At 41.5% G+C, this 17,911-nt stretch carries 17 protein-coding genes; 6 read left to right on the top strand and 11 right to left on the bottom strand.

The window, feature by feature from the left end; genetic code table 11:
- Positions 1 to 221: 221 nt before the first annotated feature.
- The 5 genes from QE390_RS23360 (at position 222) to QE390_RS23375 (ending at position 5,181) form a co-directional block, all read left to right on the top strand.
- A complete protein-coding gene (locus tag QE390_RS23360) occupies positions 222 to 2,615 on the top strand; it encodes a GH92 family glycosyl hydrolase (RefSeq protein WP_307144142.1) in 2,394 nt (797 codons plus the stop codon).
- Between the two features lie 138 nt (positions 2,616 to 2,753).
- Complete coding sequence (locus QE390_RS24795) at positions 2,754 to 3,053, top strand: hypothetical protein (protein WP_373424572.1); 300 nt, start codon at positions 2,754 to 2,756, stop codon at positions 3,051 to 3,053.
- A 48-nt stretch (positions 3,054 to 3,101) separates the two neighbouring features.
- A complete protein-coding gene (locus QE390_RS24800; protein ID WP_373424574.1) occupies positions 3,102 to 3,548 on the top strand; it encodes a DUF2490 domain-containing protein in 447 nt (148 codons plus the stop codon).
- Positions 3,549 to 3,778: 230 nt separating this feature from the next.
- Positions 3,779 to 4,198, top strand: coding sequence for a response regulator (locus QE390_RS23370; RefSeq protein WP_106638193.1), 420 nt, complete (start codon positions 3,779 to 3,781; stop codon positions 4,196 to 4,198).
- Between the two features lie 557 nt (positions 4,199 to 4,755).
- Positions 4,756 to 5,181, top strand: coding sequence for a response regulator (locus tag QE390_RS23375; RefSeq protein WP_106638194.1), 426 nt, complete (start codon positions 4,756 to 4,758; stop codon positions 5,179 to 5,181).
- A 176-nt stretch (positions 5,182 to 5,357) separates the two neighbouring features.
- On the opposite strand, the gene QE390_RS23380 is transcribed toward QE390_RS23375, so the two are convergent.
- From QE390_RS23380 to QE390_RS23390, 3 genes are all read right to left on the bottom strand, one after another.
- On the bottom strand, positions 5,358 to 6,686 hold the full coding sequence (locus QE390_RS23380; protein ID WP_307144143.1) for a T9SS type A sorting domain-containing protein: 1,329 nt from the start codon (positions 6,684 to 6,686) through the stop codon (positions 5,358 to 5,360).
- A 192-nt stretch (positions 6,687 to 6,878) separates the two neighbouring features.
- Positions 6,879 to 7,466 carry a hypothetical protein gene (locus QE390_RS23385; RefSeq protein WP_307144144.1) on the bottom strand — a complete coding sequence of 196 codons (588 nt, stop codon included), beginning with the start codon at positions 7,464 to 7,466 and terminating at the stop codon, positions 6,879 to 6,881.
- Positions 7,467 to 8,047: 581 nt separating this feature from the next.
- Complete coding sequence (locus tag QE390_RS23390) at positions 8,048 to 8,815, bottom strand: hypothetical protein (RefSeq protein WP_307144145.1); 768 nt, start codon at positions 8,813 to 8,815, stop codon at positions 8,048 to 8,050.
- Between the two features lie 803 nt (positions 8,816 to 9,618).
- On the opposite strand from QE390_RS23390, the gene QE390_RS23395 reads away from it, so the two are divergent.
- A complete protein-coding gene (locus QE390_RS23395) occupies positions 9,619 to 11,007 on the top strand; it encodes an alkaline phosphatase (RefSeq protein WP_106638197.1) in 1,389 nt (462 codons plus the stop codon).
- Between the two features lie 45 nt (positions 11,008 to 11,052).
- Here QE390_RS23395 and cysS read toward each other — a convergent pair whose 3' ends face one another.
- From cysS to QE390_RS23435, 8 genes are all read right to left on the bottom strand, one after another.
- Positions 11,053 to 12,537 (bottom strand): cysteine--tRNA ligase, encoded by a 1,485-nt coding sequence (cysS, locus tag QE390_RS23400; RefSeq protein WP_307144146.1) that lies wholly within the window; start codon positions 12,535 to 12,537, stop codon positions 11,053 to 11,055.
- 6 nt (positions 12,538 to 12,543) lie between these two features.
- The gene (folE, locus tag QE390_RS23405) at positions 12,544 to 13,206 is read right to left on the bottom strand and encodes a GTP cyclohydrolase I FolE (RefSeq protein ID WP_307144147.1); all 663 of its coding nucleotides are present in this window, start codon (positions 13,204 to 13,206) and stop codon (positions 12,544 to 12,546) included.
- A 7-nt stretch (positions 13,207 to 13,213) separates the two neighbouring features.
- The gene (locus tag QE390_RS23410) at positions 13,214 to 13,612 is read right to left on the bottom strand and encodes a phosphoribosyl-AMP cyclohydrolase (protein WP_106638199.1); all 399 of its coding nucleotides are present in this window, start codon (positions 13,610 to 13,612) and stop codon (positions 13,214 to 13,216) included.
- Positions 13,605 to 14,585, bottom strand: coding sequence for a GTP-binding protein (locus QE390_RS23415; RefSeq protein ID WP_198555319.1), 981 nt, complete (start codon positions 14,583 to 14,585; stop codon positions 13,605 to 13,607). Before QE390_RS23415 ends, QE390_RS23410 begins: the two co-directional genes overlap by 8 nt.
- Before the next feature lie 90 nt (positions 14,586 to 14,675).
- Complete coding sequence (locus QE390_RS23420) at positions 14,676 to 15,089, bottom strand: Fur family transcriptional regulator (protein ID WP_106638201.1); 414 nt, start codon at positions 15,087 to 15,089, stop codon at positions 14,676 to 14,678.
- Positions 15,090 to 15,101: 12 nt separating this feature from the next.
- A complete protein-coding gene (gene dcd / locus QE390_RS23425; RefSeq protein ID WP_106638202.1) occupies positions 15,102 to 15,623 on the bottom strand; it encodes a dCTP deaminase in 522 nt (173 codons plus the stop codon).
- A 62-nt stretch (positions 15,624 to 15,685) separates the two neighbouring features.
- Positions 15,686 to 16,891: a GTP-binding protein gene (locus QE390_RS23430; protein WP_307144148.1), complete on the bottom strand. Its 1,206-nt coding sequence runs from the start codon at positions 16,889 to 16,891 to the stop codon at positions 15,686 to 15,688.
- Between the two features lie 506 nt (positions 16,892 to 17,397).
- The gene (locus QE390_RS23435) at positions 17,398 to 17,877 is read right to left on the bottom strand and encodes a DinB family protein (RefSeq protein WP_307144149.1); all 480 of its coding nucleotides are present in this window, start codon (positions 17,875 to 17,877) and stop codon (positions 17,398 to 17,400) included.
- Between the last annotated feature and the right edge of the window lie 34 nt (positions 17,878 to 17,911).

The raw sequence follows: 17,911 nt of genomic DNA on the forward strand, positions 1-17,911 counted from the left end.
CCACTTCTTACGTGAGCATTAATTAGCTTCTAGTCAAGTTCGTTCCATTCCAAGGAAGGCTTCTCCCTTGGTTCGAGCGGACAGGGGCAGAAGTGCGTTTATGCCCTTTCTTCTTCAAATAAACGTCATTAGTAATCATCCCTAATGAGCCATGAAGAGAGTTCGTTTAACCGCACTTCTTCTATTCCCTTTAGAAACGTCTCTAAACCTAAAAATTAAGTATGCCTCATACACGCTATTCAATGGCTCGGCTGATTACGCGAGTTAGTTACCTCCGCTCATTCGTTATTGCTGCCCTGTTAGGTTTGTTAACCTCTTGTGCCGTAAAGGCACCGAAGATCCTGGCCTACGTAGATGCTAACATCGGAACCGCCCACAGCCGTTGGTTTTTTTATACACCCGCCGCTCTGCCGCATGGGATGGCCAAACTGGCTCCTTCCACCAATGGGCACTATGGCAATAAGCAGGGCTGGGAAGCAGTAGGTTACGATACCCGGCATGAGTCCATTGAAGGGTTTGTGCATTTTCATGAGTGGCAGGTGGGTGGGGTGAGTTTTATGCCGACTACGGGTGAATTAAAGGTGAAGCCCGGCGAGCTGGAAAGCCCGGACACTGGCTATCGATCCAGATTTGATCGAAAAAATCAGGTAGCAGAGCCTGGTTACTATAAGGTTTTATTGGAAGATTCCCGCATCACCGCCGAATTGACGGCAACTACTCATGTGGGTTTTCATCGGTATACGTTTCCTAAACACGAACAGTCAAGAATCATTTTAGACGTCGGACATGTACAGGGAGAAAGCGGGGAAGTCAGAAAGGCCGAGGTTCGCATGATAGATGATACCCATTTTGAGGGATTGGTGACCACCTACCCCAAATACGTAAGAACCTACGATCCTAACGGGCAGGTGTCGATGTATTTCTGGGGAGAAGTGAGTAAAAAGCCTACCGCTGTGGGAGCCTTCACGGACTCGGGCATTCAACGGAAGAGTCAAAGAGCTACCGGAAAGGGAGTCGGGCTTTTTCTGGAATACGCCACTACTGAAAAAGAAGCTATTGAAGTGAAAGTAGGATTATCGTACACCTCCATTGCGAATGCAAAGGCTAATTTCACGGCGGAAGCTTCGGGACTTTCTTTCGAAACCGCTCGTCAAAGAGCCAGAAATACATGGCAGGCTGAATTAGGTAAGATCGTTGTGGAAGGCAGTGAAACGAACAAGGTAAAATTCTACACGGGTCTGTTTCATGCCCTGCTCGGTCGGGGAGTTGCCAATGATGTGAACGGCTCTTTTCCCCGTCACGATGGTACCGTAGGGCAGTTACCCCGCGATAAAAACGGAACATTCAGTCATAACTTTTACAATACCGATGCCATTTGGGGAGCTTACTGGAATCTGACGCAACTATGGGCTCTTTCATATCCCGAGCGTTACAGCGATTTTGTGCATACCCAGCTAGAAGTTTACAAGGAACGGGGCTGGTTTGGTGATGGAATCGTCAACAGTAACTTCGTTTCGGGGGTCGGGACTAATTTTGTAGGGCTGGCCATTGCCGGAGCTTATCAGTCGGGTATACGCGACTACGATACCCAGTTGGCGTATCAGGCCATTAAGGCGAATGAACTGCTGGGACGAAACCGACCCGTCGGAGCGGGCAAGCGGGATGTAGAGACCTTTGTGAAATGCGGATACGTACCTTACCTTGACGAAGACCAGACCGATTCGACGGGTTCACACTTTTCTGCTTCTCATACCCTGGAATATAGCTTCAGTACTTTTGCCGCCGCCCAACTGGCCAAAGCTTTGGGTAAAGAACAGGATTATCAGCAATTGATAAAGCTCTCCAATGGCTGGAGACGGCTTTATGATCCGAAACTGAAACTGATTCGACCGAAAAAGGCCGATGGAACGTTCATCGAGGCTTTTGATCCCTACCAACCCTGGCGGGGATTTCAGGAAGGCAATGCCGTGCAATACACCTTTTTTGTGCCACAAAATCCGAAAGCTCTGATTGAAACCATTGGAAAAGAAGAATTCAATAACCGACTCGACAGCATTTTTACGACGGCTCAGAAAAATGCGTTTGGAGGTGGGAAAGAAATCGATGCCTTCGCGGGAATCAAGTCCATGTATAACCATGGTAACCAGCCTAACCTGCACAGTAGCTGGCTTTTTAACTTTTCAGAGAAACCCTGGCTCACTCAAAAATGGACGCGTGCCATCTGCGACGAGTTTTACGGCACGGAACCTATTCACGGCTATGGCTACGGACAGGACGAGGATCAGGGGCAATTGGGGTCGTGGTACGTAATGGCCTCTCTGGGCTTATTCGACGTCAAAGGGTTTACGGACCGAAGACCCATTATTGAGCTGGGAAGCCCCGCTTTTGATCGGGCAACTATCCGACTAGGGAATGGGAAACAGTTACGTGTGGTAGCCCGCCAGAATTCTGCTGAACACGTATATGTACAATCGGCTACTTTCAATGGTAAACCGTTAACCAATTGCTGGCTCTATCGGGATGAGCTGATGCAGGGTGGGACCTTAGTGTTTGTCATGGGGAGCCAACCTAACAAAAATTGGGGTACCGCAACGCCGCCGCCTTCGGTTCAGTAAGAGCAAAAACGACTCAAGTTTAGACAAAGGCTCAGGAATAGAGCTCAAACCTTATCTAGTCCTCACTACATAACTTTATGCTTCACCCCCGGTTATGTAGTGAGGTAGGAGGGTTTGACTGGTATAGCCTGATAAAAAATGATTCGTTATTTATTTCTGATGTTTTGCTGCCTGGGAGGGCAGGCTTATGGACAATCGTATACAAATGAAGTACGACACCGGGCGGTATTCTGGACGGAATTAAACTACGTTTATAAGACTTCGGGAAAGTGGAGTTTTCAACTGGATCATCAGTATCGACGGCAGGCCGACGACAATGGCCGGGATTTACAGGTGTTCCGACACCCCCTCTTGCAGGTGTTCCGGCCCTGGGTTAATTACCAACTTTCAAACCCCGTTCGAGTATCGCTTTCTCCCATTGGGTTATGGTGGAACTGAGGTAAAGTCAACCAGTATCAGCCTATAACCTTTTTTCAGGAAATTCGCATAATTCCCCAATTACAAATCACCAAACCTTTAAAGAAGGGGGAATTTATCCAACGTTATCGGGCAGAATTCCGCTGGCCTTCCCACACCGATACCCTGGCTACTTCCTACATATTTCTCTCTGATGGCGAATCGCAGGAAGTATTAGCCGATCGCTTTAACGTTCGGTTGCGGGGCATGGCTCGCTGGATTAACCCCTTTCACGAACAATGGTATACCCATCTCAGTGTGGAGCCTATGGTCGTGATTTCCCCATCAGTTACTCACTTTGATCAAAACCGAACGTACCTGGCCATCGGCAGATCCATTAGGAAGAACCTCCGCGTTGAACTTGGCTACTTAAACCAGTTCGCCATCCAGCGTATACCTAACGACCAGTTACGCACCTACCGCTTCAACCATGCCATCCATGTGTTTGTATACCTGGAAAACGTGCGTAAGCATTAAAAAGCACCGTTAGTGATGGTTGAAAGCTAATTTGTAGAGGGTATGACATCTTACGAACAGTACTTACAACCAGGAGTCGTTCATCAGTATTAATGCCTACGTATTCGGCGTTATTTGATCTTTAGTAAAGAATGTAAAACGCGTATGAGTTCAGAAAGATAGTTTCCTGTTACTTTTGCACAGTTTTTTACTATTAATCATTTTATAGTATTTTTTTATTTACCTACGCCATGGCAAAACCTACTGTACTGATCGTAGAGGATAATCCCGAATATCAGGAACTATTAAAACTAGGTTTCGAAAGAAGCCGTCCCGCTTTTCAGTTTGAGTTTTGTTCTTCAGCTGAGCAGGCCCAGCAGTATCTGGAGCAGCCTATTTACCGCCCTTTATTAATTCTGCTGGATTATGATCTTCCGGGAATTAATGGCCTTGAGTTACTTTCTCAGCTCAAAGAATCGCCCCGGTATAACCACGTACCGGTGCTGATGTTTTCTATGTTTACCACCGATGAGTTAATGACCAAGGCTTACAAACTGGGAGTTAACGCCTATCTAAGCAAGCCCGAAGACCTCAGTGGAATGCTTAGCTTTTGGTCCGCACTAACCATGTTCTGGTCCCACAGTGCTCAGGTTCCGCGTATTAATGACTAATTCTGATTCTAATTGTTAAGTGAGAGTGAATAGGCAATTTAATTGTCGGCTTGCTCTTTGGTAATGACTTATTATTACTATACCTTTGATTACTTCAGTTAAAGTATCTGGGGAAGAACTTTACGCTTTTTTATAGAAAAATAGAGGTATGTACTTATGAATACTAGAAGAATCTTGAAATCTCTTAGTCATTGGTAAAGACGGTCCGGCTCATTCGTGTGCTTCGTAAACTGATTACGCAAGTAGACTTTGTACTTCCTACCTGATTTTATAAAAAACAGAAATCTTGTTTTGAGCATAAGTACAGCAATGGTTTATACCTTGTTAAAAGGTGCTGAAGTGGAAAGCTTCACAAAGCAATGGGGGATGGCCCTTAAATAGATAAATGAAAAGATCTGTTTTGTGGTTGATTCATTCCATTAATGACCCTGATTGCCCTAAGTTTCTTAAAAAAATTTCATCTAAATACGTTAAAGCGTTAACCAAACTTCATCATTGGATAGGATATAGGTCCCAACGCCGGCATTCTAATTCATTAAATATCAAGTAATTGCTTTATGCCAAGAAGTTCATTTTTAATAGTATCCGCAGAAGATGACGAAGATGATCGTTTCTTGCTTAGGGAATCTTTTGATGAATCACCCCGGAATTTTACCCTGGAATTTGCCAAGAACGGTGAAGAAGCCTGGGAATTATTAACGCAGGTGGGTAAATGGCCTTCGTTGTTATTACTCGATATTAATATGCCAGGTCTGAATGGTATGGCCTTGCTCGAACGAATTAGAAAAGACGAAAAACTTAAGACTTTACCCATTCTGATGTTAACTACTTCGGATGATCAGGTAATCATTGATAGAGCTTATCGTCTGGGAGCCAATGGATACGTGGTTAAACCCAGCAGTTTCGAAGACTTAAAACACTTCTGGAGTAGCGTACAAAGCTTTTGGTTACAGGCAACGCACTTGCCCGACAAGCCTATGTAAGTTACTGAAGTAGATAATTGATTAAAGGAGAGGCCCGGCGGATACGATTCGCCGGGCTTCTCCTTTGTTCGGGGAAAGTGTTATGCGTAATATTAATTTCTTTTGGCTATACGAAAGAATCTATTATTTGAGATCAACTGTTTTAAGTGAAAAATTTAGAATAATAAAATTTATATTTATTGTAATACAACGCGATAGTCAGTTTGAGGTTTTTGTAGGTCTTTTTTCTGCATAACGCGTAAGATATACCGCCCCCTAGGAAATTTTTGAACGTCTAAAACCATAGCATTATCTGAGTTTTTTGATCCGGGTTTCGACATGATTACTTTTTGTGAAACTTCATCAATTAACTCTACCTGATCTGGAAGCGATTTCCCAGAGTTATCGAATTGAATATTAACAGTTTCTCGGGCTGGATTAGGATAAACTGAATAACTCGAAAAACCGGAATAGCAATCGTTAATGCAAATGGTTACTCCACTAGTAGCAGAGCCAAAACAATTACTAGCATTAACAGTCAGACCGTAGCAGTCATTTACATACGAATTAAAATACAGCGTACCATTACCATAATCAGTTGTATAAGCAGACCCTATATTACCACTATAGCTCCAAACATAATTTTGAGCCTTGGGGTGAGTAGCATGTAAAGTTAATCCATAACCACAACTCATACTATTTGGTGCATTTTGGCCAAAATCATCTTTGATTGAAATATCAGCAGTAGGGGGGCTAGCGATTACTTTAACGGAGTTGCTGTTAGGAGTAGTGATGTTACATAATGAAGAATAAGCAGCTACGAAAACAGTACCATCGGAAGTGCCGTTAATTGTTGCTGAATTACCACTGGTAGAAACAATATTTGCACCTCCTGTTTTGCCCCAAATATAAGATGTTGCATTGTTAGATGTGGCTGTAATTGTCTTATTACTACATACGATGAGATCATTTGAATTAATGACAGGCGTAGTTGGTATATTCCTTGTCACATTTGTTTGCTTCTGTTTGGTAACAAAACCTTGATCTGTACGTTTTGCAGTAAATGTAACAGGCCCACCCGTATTTAGAGAAGGAGTTACATTGATAGAAGTACTACCTTGTCCACTATTGATAGTCCAGCCACTGGGTATGGACCAGGCGTAGTTAACATTGGCATTTACAGGAAATTGTGTCTGTACAGGTGTTGTTGAAAATGTAAGTGTTGAAGTGCCACAATTAATGATTGAGTTAGTAGGCAACGTAGAACCGTTTAACTGGATCGGGTTCCCTTCTCCAATATAGCGAATGTTTACATTTAACTCTCGCTCGATGCCTTCCCCTATAGGACAAGTGACACCGTTCTCTTTTTTCTCTATTCTGACTTTTAATTTTCCAGAATCCGTTGTATTGTCCCATTGAATAAAAATAGTGTTATTACCTACAATTGTGGGATTACTATTCCCCGTAAACTGTTTACCTTTCGTAATTGTATATGTAAACTTACAGTTGATAGAAGAGTAGCCCACCTCAGTACCTGAAGAATTTCGTTGAACTAATTTATACTCAATTCCCGTGCCGCTATTTTCCTGAGGTGGGGCACTAGTCTGATATTAAGGGTCAACGGCTTCCAGGTTATAGGTCTGACCTAAACCAGAAAATGGAAGAAATAAAAGCGATGGGATGAGTTTGTAAAGGTGAGATTTCATGGTGATTAGAGTTTAAAATGTTAATGCAACAGTTAGGTACTGAAAAGGAGTAAAGTCGAAATTCCATTCCTGTGTACTATCCACACGTCCATTGGGAGAAAGGCTTATATTTTTATTATATACACCTCTTAAATGCGTTTCTGTCATAATTGCTAAATCCTTTGTAGCTTGAAAGTGAATTCCTATAAAAGTGCTCAACTCTTTAGTATTGGTTCTCTGTTTGTAATAAATAGTTTGGCTATTGGTATCGTTTGACCCACCATATCCCCAAATCATATCGACACCTTTTATAAAATAGAACTTTGAATTTATTGTTTTTCTATGTTCAATGCCTATACTTGGCCTAATCGAAAATGATGATATTCTAGTAGTAGCATTATCAAACTTTGTTAGTCGGTAATATCCCCCTAATCCAGCTCTCGCAAATAGGGATTGATTGATTGATTTTTTTACTAGTATAGACATGTCATCCCCTTTTAGCAGATAACTTATCCCACGCAAATTTAAATGCACCTCCCAATTGTTTTGTGCATAAGCGATGGTGGAGATCATCATGAAATAAATGCTCAGGACAAATTTATTTCTTAATAGATTTTTCATTAGTTTGATAGGTTTATTATGAAATAAGTTTACAGGATAGCCATAACAGATTTGCTGTTTGTGAAATAACACAAACAATTATCTGATTATAAATAATAAGTTATTCTTAGGTTTATTATGAAGAATAATAAGTTCTTAGTTTGTAAAGATGATCTTTACAAATCATTCCTTGATATAGATAGGAGGTTTGGTTAAAGTGTTCTTTATCTAAATTGAATTATTTGATGTAAATATAATAATATAGTAATATCATGTACTTGCTCTGCGTTTTTTTTTGAAAATTTAATTTGAACGGGTATTAAGGTACGTTGAGTAGTAGATTTATAGAAAAATGTATAAGTGAATTAGAAAATATTTGTATTCTGATTTTATTATCAACCAGTAGTTGTGTTTAAATAAGTATTACTAAAAATATGGAGGAGTAAAAAGGGGGTAGTTGATAAGTGAAGTAATCGTATTAAATCAGTATTGAAGCACTTGCAATGCATTATAGTATACATAAAAGTTTTATAATTATAGTTATGTTAAGTATAAAATGCTTAACTTGTTCAAGGAACAGGTTAATATAAACTAGCCTATTACTACAGATCACGGAATGCTTTAGAATTCAAAATAGAAATTGGATTAAACTCATCTAATGATTCTTTTGTATAAATTACTTCAAAATTTCTAACATCTACATAGTCATTATACTCTTCACTAGTATTAATAACTATGCCTCCTAGTAAAAAAATGCGTTCACAGCTAAATTCATTTACACTCATGGCTATAATCTTTTTGAGCTGAGAATCGATCACTTTATAAGTGAATTCGGTAATGGATTTCTTAGGATTTTCTGAATAGATGATGTCATGCTTATAGGGCATTAAGGACTGTTCGAGCTGATATTGCTGGGTATCGTAATATACATTTTGCGGCGTATACAGATCCGCTTCTTGAGTAATCTGAAAGCGTTCGAGAGCCAACATTAAAGCCCCACAGCTATTGGTAAGCCTTTTCTGACCAATCCTTCTCATTCTTCCCAGTTCCCCTTCATCGGTGATCCCAATATGAGGGCCGTAGAATACAAAGGCGTCGCCACCATCAGGGATATGATGAGAAAAAGCTACCATTCCCGTAAATCCGGCATAGGGTAAACCCCCGAGTCCCCCCATGGTAAAGGGGCGGCTTAGAACTCGCCTGAAGTCAGTCGATACATTCACATCATCAGAGCATACTGAAGTAGCAAAAAGCATCCTCCCCAGATCTGTTTGATATTCTTTTTCTAAGAGGGATAAATATTTTTCCGTGACTTCGGTGCCCGTTTTTGCATTCGGATAATGCTGAATTACTTTATCTCTGATCAGCATAAATTGGATCTTGATGTTAGTATTTTTATTTAACTTACCTAGAAAGCAGGACTCTCCTACCGATCTCAATGATCTTAAAACAAAGGTATTCTATTTGCAACATTGTTGCAAATAGAATACCTTTGGAAACGGACCAAACGAGTTCTATGCTTTCTTTTTTAATATGTAAACAGTTATTCGTTGGGCTTACACTAGTAGTATAAGAACTTATTCTCCTCAATAGCATCTTATTTCGGTTTATCCACTACTCCCTGCTTTACACCAATTTTACTCAGCAATAAGAAAGATAAATGCTTTTTGCAACAATGTTGCAAAAAGCATTTATCTTTGTCAGGTCCTCCTAATCAAGACAAGAGAAGGCTTTATCTGAACCGAAATTATATGAAGGTATTCTCTTGGCTAAGGAGTACGGATAATTTTTTGATGTGGAAATCAGAAAACAACCCGAAAGGTTGCCTTAGAACAGTATTCCTTTTAGGGATACTGTTTTTCATTTAATTATATGCAAGGAAGGTAAACTAAGTACCATTGAAAATCTATTTTAATAATCCTGTCAACCAATGACCACTCTGCTCAGTCAAGGACTTGTGATCGGTATTCGCTTCACTTTCTCTCTACCTAGGAAAATCTTGTCGTCATACCCCACTGCTCTCAGTACCTGATGGAATGTATCCCTTGAAAAGGATTAGCCTTGGTCACTGAACGTCATCCCAAGAACTTTGAGGACTACGATCTCATATTCTGCAAACCTCAGGTCTTCATACTAACTGTTTTTCCCATTTTATTTTATACGTACTAATTTCATGAAACGAAGGGATTTTTTTCGTCAAAGCTCCTTGGCCGCCCTAGGCACAGCCCTTACGGATGCCTCTATTCCGAGATTAACTCGTTCTTCTCAGCAAGCCAAAAACATTGTGTTTATGGTCAGCGACGGGATGAGTCAGGGGGCTTTAAACCTGACCGATTTATACCTTAATCGGAAAGAAGGAAGGGGTAGTCATTGGATTAACTTATACCGGGAGAACCGGATCAAACGAGCTTTAATGGATACGGCATCGGCAAGTTCTCTGGTAACGGATTCTGCTGCGGCAAGTTCCGCCTGGGGAGGGGGCGTTCGGGTTCCCAATGGCTCATTAAACGTAGGGGCTCGGGGTGAAATCTATCAACCTATTTTGCAAAAGTTTAAGGCAGCAGGAAAAAAGGTTGGTTGCGTAACAACTGTTCCCATTACCCATGCAACACCGGCTGGTTTTTGCGTAACAAGCAAGAGTCGAAATGGCATGGAAGACATTGCTTTACAATATTTGGATCTTCGTTTCGATGTCATGATGGGTGGAGGAACGGAGCTTTTTGATAAAGACACTCGAAAAGATAAACGAGATCTTTTTCAGGAATTTCATGACAAAGGGTTTCAAGTGGCAAAAAATAGAAACGAACTGGCCAATTTAAAAAACCATAGTCCTGTTCTAGGCATATTTCATCCTGACGCATTACCCTATACGTTAGATCGAATGCAGGATGCAGCCTTGAGCGTACGCATTCCAACGTTAAAAGAAATGACTGAGAAAGCCTTGGCTCTACTTACTACCTCTCGTGAAGGATTTGTATTACAAATTGAAAGTGGAAAAGTAGACTGGGCAGCTCATGCCAATGATATTGCTTCGTTACTTTACGAGCAAATGGCTTTTGATGAAGCCTTAAAAGTAGTATTAGACTTCGCTGAAAAAGATCAAAATACACTGATCATTATTACAACCGATCATGGCAATAGTAATCCAGGCCTCATTGCCGGCAGTAAGGCTAATCAACATTTTGATCTGCTCCAAACCTTTACGCATACCAATGACTGGATTCTCAATCAACTCTCTAAAAGCGATACACCTGCTCAGGTCATTGATCGTTTTAGAGCTTTTCAAAACTGGGTATTAACTCCTGCTGAGGCTAAAAGTCTATTGGAAAGCTATACTCATTTGGACGAAACGGGTATTTATAATGCCCGTCAATTACCTTTTCAAAAGCTAGCTCAAATGCAATTCGCTCATACCTCGGTAGGTTGGGCGGGCAAAGATCACTCGGCCGACTTTGTCGAGCTAGCGATGCTGGGCCCAGGAAGTGAAGCCTTGCCCGCTTTTGTTAAGAATACGGATTTACATTTCTTCATGCTGAAGGCTACGGGAGTTTGTGCTCAGTAAGGATAAGGCCAGCTCGGAGCTACGGCTCGCTGGCCTTAGAACTATTTATTCCCACTTGATTTGAACTTCTCCCAAGGAGCTGTCCAATAATTGAATCCCTTGGTTAGCTAATTCCGCTCTGATTTGATCGGAAAGGGAGTAGTTCTTTTCTTGTCTAGCTTTGTTCCGAAGGTTTATTAAAATATCAAGTATTGAGGCCAGCCGCTCATCCGCCTGGGATTCGGGCAAAAGACCTAACACATTAGTAACATAGGCATGGTAGGTATTTTTAAGCTGTTCAACTGTTGCCAATGCAGGTCTAAGCTGATCGTTCTTCGAAATTTTGTTCATCCAAGAATTTAGTTCAAGCAGAACACTAATCGTGCTTGCGGTATTAAAATCGTGATCCATCTCCTGTTTGCACCGCTGGCAAAGTGTTAGTATTTCCTGATCTATCTCATTGCTACCCTGATCTTCATTGCTACGAAGTTGAGGTAGGAGTGCAAGCCCGTTCATGAGTTTCTTATAAACGCTTTCTGCAGCCTTTAGGGCTTGGTTAGAAAAATCTAAGGGACTCGAGTAATGGGCTAGTAACATCAACACGCGTAAAGTCATCGGACTATACGCTTTTTCGAGCAGAAAATGATCTCCTGAGAATAGTTCTTGCAGGGTGATAAAATTTCCTTTGGATTTAGCCATTTTCTGGCCTTCCAGAGTAACTAGATTATTATGCATCCAATAGTTCACTGGAGCTTGATGAAAGGCTGCGTAACTTTGGACAATTTCAGATTCGTGATGAGGAAATTTCAGATCCAAGCCACCGCCATGAATATCGAAAGGAAGTCCTAAATATTTAGTACTCATGGCGGTACATTCAATATGCCAACCTGGGAACCCCCAACTCCAGGGAGATTCCCATTTCATAAGGTGTTCAGGTCCTGCTTTTTTCCAGAGAGCAAAATCGGCAGGATGTTTTTTCTCCTGTTGATTTGATAAATTTCGAGATCCGTTTCGTGCTTCTTCTATGTTTCTTCCTGTCAACTGACCGTAGGGATAGATATGAGTGTAAGCATGTAGATCAAAATAAACAGAGCCTTCTACCTCATAAGCAAATCCATTTGCTAGAATTTCTTTTATAATTTGAATTTGTTCAAGGATATGTCCAGAGGCTACGGGCTCAATGGAGGGCTCCGTTACATTCAAAGATCGCATCGCCTTTCGATAGCTATTCGTGTATCGCTGTGCTACCTCCATGGGTTCAAGTGCTTCGAGACGGGCACGTTTGAGAATTTTATCTTCTCCTTGTTCCGCCTGTTCATCTTCCAAATGACCTACATCAGTGATGTTACGCACGTAACGAACCTGATATCCTAGGTAAGTGAGGTAACGGTAAACAGTGTCGAAAGTAATAGCGGAGCGGGCATGTCCCAAATGAGGATCGCCGTATACGGTTGGACCACAGACGTACATACCCACCTTACCAGGCAGTAAAGGAATAAACCGTTCTTTTTTTCGACTTAGACTATTGTAAATCACCAATTCCGATTCCATATCTTTTTACACCGAATCAATAAGTTGAAAAAACTCTTTCCGAATTGCCTGCTGTTTGAATTGCCCCCCAAATTCGAGGGTAATGGTGCGACTAGTTGCATCTTTTACACCCCGCGTTGAAACGCATAAATGCTCAGCTTCGACGACTACGATCACGTTCTCGGTTTGTAGAATATCCTTTAACTCCGTAAAAATTTGCAAGCATAATCGTTCTTGTACCTGGGGTCGGCGGGCATAATAATCCACCAAACGATTAATTTTGGAAAGGCCGATTACGTGGGGCCCGGCTATGTAGCCGACATGAGCTTTCCCGATAATGGGCATGAAGTGGTGTTCACAGGCCGAATGAAAGGTAATATCCCGCTCGATAAGCATTTTTTCATAGCCATACGAATTATGAAAAATTGAAACGGAAGGTTTGCACGTAGGATTCAGGCCGTAGAATAGCTCTTTTACGTACATTTTAGCGACTCGGTAAGGTGTACCTTTTAAACTATCATCGGTAAGATCCAATCCAAGCTCTTCCATAATCGCTTTAAAATGTCCTTCAATAGCTTCGATTTTGCTCGTATCGGATTTTTCGAAAGCATCAGGACGAAGGGGGGTACGAATCGAGTGCATCCGGTGCAACTCCCCCTCTAATTCATAGACTTCTTTTTCTTTATTCATGCGTCCATTATTCTTCTAAAAAGTAAAGTCGATGCGTATCTAAACAAAGGTTCCGATAAAAACACGCTTTTCGGTTTTGACCCAATCGATTAAAGGTATGGCAGACCCCACCCTCGTCTAACGTTACCTGATAGACGAGTGCGTCCTGATCACAATCAATCAGGATATGATCTACGTGCAAAGTATTTCCCGAGGTTTCCCCTTTTACCCAGAGCATTTGCCGAGATGTACTCCAAAAAGCTGCTTTTCGATGAGTAAGCGTATAGGAAAAAGCTTCTTTATTGACCCAGGCCATCATTAAGATTTGACCAGTAGTCGTTTCCTGAATCACTACGGGTAAGAGACCATCCCGTTTTTCAAACTGTAAATCCAGTTCCTGGGATTCTTCCAATAGATCATTATTCATTTTCTAACTTAACATCAGTTTTTGTTAGTCCGTTAGCAAAGGTTGGCCTTAAAATGCGTTCAATGGTTTGATGTTGTAACCCAATTCCAATAAAAACCATTTGCGAAAGCCGTTGATCTGAATCCCAAGAGCCTATCGCCTCTAAGGTTAGACGCTGACCCGTCGACTGTAATAAAAACTTTTCCGAGCGGCCTTTAACTTGAACAAATCCTTTAATTCGGTATACTTGTTTGTAATACAACATCAGGGTTACCGTCAAAGCATGCAGCAGCTCCCGTTCGTCGAAGGCTAAAAGTGTACTAAAAGAGGTCGTGCTGATTTGATGAGAAAACCTTCCTAATAAAGACCATTTTGGCTTAGGTATAACGATTCTTGTTTGCGACTTCTCCAGTAATTCAAAATTAAACTGGCCATCTTCTGTGGTAACAAAATCCGCAAAGGGATTCATGGAATTTAAAATCTTTTGTAAAGAGGAGAGGTACGTGGGATCAACTAAACCTATTTTATTGATAATCAATACATCTGAACCAATGATTTGACGGTGTAATTCGCTAGTTTGCTTTAGATAATCTTCTACCGTCTCCGCATCAATTACACAAAGGACTCTTTTTAACTCAAAAACTTTACTAACATCTTCCCGTTTAAAGATAGACGCTACATTTCCAGGATCCGCAATACCCGTCGTTTCGATAAATAAATTCTCCGACGGCAACTCCGACTGAGCTAATTCAGTGAGAACATCATATAGATCTTCATCGAGGGAACAGCAAATACAGCCGTTACTTAATTCAACAACTTGACTAAGTTGTTGATTAATCAAGCTCCCATCAATAGAGATGTCTCCAAATTCGTTTTCAATGACAGTAACACGAGATCCTTTTAAAGAAGAGAGTAAGTGATTCAGTATGGTTGTTTTCCCCGAGCCAAGAAAACCAGTTAATATATATACTTGGATACGTGGTTTATTTGACATACATAACACTGACGCTTGATGCATGATCAAGCGTACTTAAAAGATTGAAGATTACTAATGATTTACAAAAATGAAGTTACTTTTTGTTACCTATACGTGCTTTTGCTGACACTGCTGACACGTCCCCTCCAGAAGAAACTGTGCTTCTTCAATTTTAAACCCATCCAATAACTGACGGTAACTGGAAGGAAGCTCGGGTAGACTGCTAATTTGCTGACAGGCTTTACATTTAAAATGAGGTTGTAAACGATCTTTCTCGGACCGTGTTTCGTAGTAGTAGATGCGAATACCTTCAAAATCAATGATGCATTGAAGTAGTCCCGCCTCTAGTAAATCCTGTAAGCACCGATAAACGCTTACCCGATCCATTTTTAATTCGAATGATTTAAACAGATCCGTATTGGAAAAACCTTTATTAGTAGATATAAAGCAATCCAATACTTTTTGTCGGTTCTGCGTAGGTTTGATTCCCTTTTCTTCTAGCAAAGACTTACAAGATACCATTAGTAAACGAGCTTAGCTGACAAAGTCCTGATAAAGTAAACTGGCCTGGATGCCTTGATTGCTCTGGTATTTTCCACTTTGATAAGGTTCAAAGGGGGTAGTTATTTCGTGATAATAAATTTGACAGATATCAATGCCGGAATAAATCCGAATGGGTTGAACGCAAAACATTTCAAGCGTCCAGTAGCCGTCAAATCCTACATCCCCAAAGCCCGCCGTGATGTGCACAAAGAGACCTAACCTACCTATCGAAGAACGTCCCTCTAGCATGGGGACCAAACCTTGAGTTCGTGTTCGCTCAATGGTTCGTCCTAAATACAATCGGTGTGGCTCTAAAATAAATCCTTCCGCTGGAATGGTTAATGAATGATAAGCATTGACCTTTTTCATATCCAGAACCTGCTCTTCATACACTAGTAATTCTGAATGAAGCGATAGATTGTAGCTATTGGGGTTTAACTTGTGTTCATCGAAGGGTTCAATGAAAATCTCACTACCCATCTTCTCCTTAATACTTAACCCACTTAAAATCATAAGCTCTTTATTTATAAGTGGATAGTAGCTAAATCAGCTTCAGCTACTATCCAAGGTATCTATTACTCTTCCCATTTTGGGAAAGGATCCCTAAAACGAACACCTGCTTCCATTTGCCGAATTTCTGCCGCGGTGCAAAGGCAGCTTTCCAGCTCCCGGATGATTTGCTCTTTGGGTAAGTCCTGCCCAATAATCACCAGTTCGTTCATGCGATCCCCAAACTCAGGATGCCAGCGTTTGCGAATGAGTAGCTCATTTTCCAGATAAGCTGGGTAATACAAACGTTCTTTTTCGGGAATGGCCGCCCACCAGGTTCCTGCGGGTTCCGCTCGCAGCGATCCCCCCGCCTGTCCCCAGCTCAGAGCCTTCGTCGGACGTGAAGCCAGCCAGAATAAGCCTTTCGACCGAATGACTCCCGCAGGCCATTCTTCGGAAATATAGTCCCAGAACCGCTGCGGATGCAGAGGCCTCGAATCCCGGAAAACGAACGAGCTGATGCCGTATTCCTCCGTTTCGGGCGTATGGTGACCCTTTTCCAGCTCTGCAATCCAGTTCTCTGATTCCGCCGACTCTTCGAAATTAAACAGTCCGGTATTCAGGATTTGTTCGGGTTCGACGTGTCCGAAGCTAGCTTCCACAATTCGGGCCTGTGGATTGAGTTTATGTAAAATAGCCTTCAATTCACCCAGCCGTTCGGGGCTTACCAAATCCGTTTTATTCAGGACAATCACGTTCGCAAATTCAATCTGATCGGTCAACAGGTTCACAATTGTACGCGTATCTTCCGGGTCGTCCTGATTCAGCTTCCGACTCCGAACGGTATCGATTGAGCCAAAGTCTTTGGCAAAATTGAAGGCATCTACTACCGTCACCAGCGTGTCTAGCTTACTGTATTGGGATAGATCGATTCCCATCTGGTCATCCACGTAGCTAAAAGTCTGAGCTACGGGTAAAGGCTCAGAAATCCCAGTGGATTCAATCAGCAAATAATCAAACCGCTCTTCACGGGCCAGCTTCTCCACTTCAATCATCAAATCTTCCCGAAGTGTACAGCAAATGCAGCCATTTGACATTTCCACCAGCTTCTCTTCGGTCCGCGAAAGGGCATTTTGCGAAGCCACCGTCTGGGCATCTACGTTCACCTCGCTCATGTCATTGACAATCACGGCCACCTTTAACCCATGTTTGTGATGAAGAATGTAATTCAGCAAACTGGTTTTTCCGGCTCCTAAAAAGCCACTTAAAACGGTAACAGGAAGTTTTCTCATCGGATCAGCAATTTTTCGCTCGACTTATTAAATGCAACGTTGTTGCAAATATAAGATTAAATGCAACAATGTTGCAAATATGACGAAAAGTAACACCCTTATAGCCGTACTTTTAAGTAAAGAGTACCTATGGTTAAAGATTGATTGGTGAATTATTGGGGTTAACTATCGGGTTGTAAGTCTATTAGTCAGGCTCCAAGGGTGCGTGTAAGGGGATGTAGAAACAGGAAATTCCCTTGAGGCAGCCGTGGTACAGTTCCCAGCTTACAATCAAGGTATCCTTACTAATCAAGAGGGCCAACTCTACTAACCATTTAATTACTAAGTTATAAAACTTCTGAAAAAATGGGCTTTAAGATCATACTCTTGTCCACTTTCATTTTCATGTCTATAAGCATAACTTGATAGTTATTTATACTAAATTCAGTAGTCTTCATTCTATCATAAAACTTTAATTATGTTAAGTAAAACAACAGTGCTCCTGCTATCGTAAATAGTAGGAATAGCTAAGCCCAATCGTTGAACAGCCTTCTGAGAAGCAGGATTTCTCCCGTGTGATAAGAGGTATGATCAATGATTAATACGGCCTCTTTGAACAGATGCTGGCCGTCACCGTAAGGAAAGGCAGTAAACAGATGATTGCGATTGGCTCTCAAGAGATCGATAAATCGACTCCGGTCATCCTTGATTTGCTGAAGCGAGGTTTGCCACTGCTGTTCGCTGATTTCTGGTGTAGGATTGGGCCAGTACTCTTCCGGCCATTGGGGCGACTGGTGAGCCGAAGAAGTACTGAATTCTACAATATCCCACTGAGTAATGCGAATATGTTCTACCAATTGCCAGATACTATAAGGCAATTCACCGTAGATTTTTGTACGATAGACCGGATTTAGATTCGCAACTGCATCCTCAAAAGTAACATGAGCATTACTTCCTTCCAGATTATCTATGAGATTGTTAAGGATATATTCAGGGCTATAATTCATAGGAATAGTAGATAAGGATTAGAAATAATATATG

This window comes from Siphonobacter sp. SORGH_AS_1065 (genome assembly GCF_030818595.1).
In the GTDB taxonomy this organism is placed as follows: Bacteria; Bacteroidota; Bacteroidia; order Cytophagales; family Spirosomataceae; genus Siphonobacter.

Excerpts from the sequence above, each read along its gene's own strand:
- QE390_RS23360 (WP_307144142.1), top strand. The coding sequence starts at position 222 with ATGCCTCATACACGCTATTCAATGGCTCGGCTGATTACGCGAGTTAGT.
- QE390_RS24795 (WP_373424572.1), top strand. The coding sequence starts at position 2,754 with ATGATTCGTTATTTATTTCTGATGTTTTGCTGCCTGGGAGGGCAGGCT.
- QE390_RS23370 (WP_106638193.1), top strand. The coding sequence starts at position 3,779 with ATGGCAAAACCTACTGTACTGATCGTAGAGGATAATCCCGAATATCAG.
- QE390_RS23375 (WP_106638194.1), top strand. The coding sequence starts at position 4,756 with ATGCCAAGAAGTTCATTTTTAATAGTATCCGCAGAAGATGACGAAGAT.
- QE390_RS23385 (WP_307144144.1), bottom strand. The coding sequence starts at position 7,466 with ATGAAAAATCTATTAAGAAATAAATTTGTCCTGAGCATTTATTTCATG.
- QE390_RS23390 (WP_307144145.1), bottom strand. The coding sequence starts at position 8,815 with ATGCTGATCAGAGATAAAGTAATTCAGCATTATCCGAATGCAAAAACG.
- QE390_RS23395 (WP_106638197.1), top strand. The coding sequence starts at position 9,619 with ATGAAACGAAGGGATTTTTTTCGTCAAAGCTCCTTGGCCGCCCTAGGC.
- cysS (WP_307144146.1), bottom strand. The coding sequence starts at position 12,537 with ATGGAATCGGAATTGGTGATTTACAATAGTCTAAGTCGAAAAAAAGAA.
- folE (WP_307144147.1), bottom strand. The coding sequence starts at position 13,206 with ATGAATAAAGAAAAAGAAGTCTATGAATTAGAGGGGGAGTTGCACCGG.
- QE390_RS23410 (WP_106638199.1), bottom strand. The coding sequence starts at position 13,612 with ATGAATAATGATCTATTGGAAGAATCCCAGGAACTGGATTTACAGTTT.
- QE390_RS23415 (WP_198555319.1), bottom strand. The coding sequence starts at position 14,585 with ATGTCAAATAAACCACGTATCCAAGTATATATATTAACTGGTTTTCTT.
- QE390_RS23420 (WP_106638201.1), bottom strand. The coding sequence starts at position 15,089 with ATGGTATCTTGTAAGTCTTTGCTAGAAGAAAAGGGAATCAAACCTACG.
- dcd (WP_106638202.1), bottom strand. The coding sequence starts at position 15,623 with ATGATTTTAAGTGGGTTAAGTATTAAGGAGAAGATGGGTAGTGAGATT.
- QE390_RS23430 (WP_307144148.1), bottom strand. The coding sequence starts at position 16,891 with ATGAGAAAACTTCCTGTTACCGTTTTAAGTGGCTTTTTAGGAGCCGGA.
- QE390_RS23435 (WP_307144149.1), bottom strand. The coding sequence starts at position 17,877 with ATGAATTATAGCCCTGAATATATCCTTAACAATCTCATAGATAATCTG.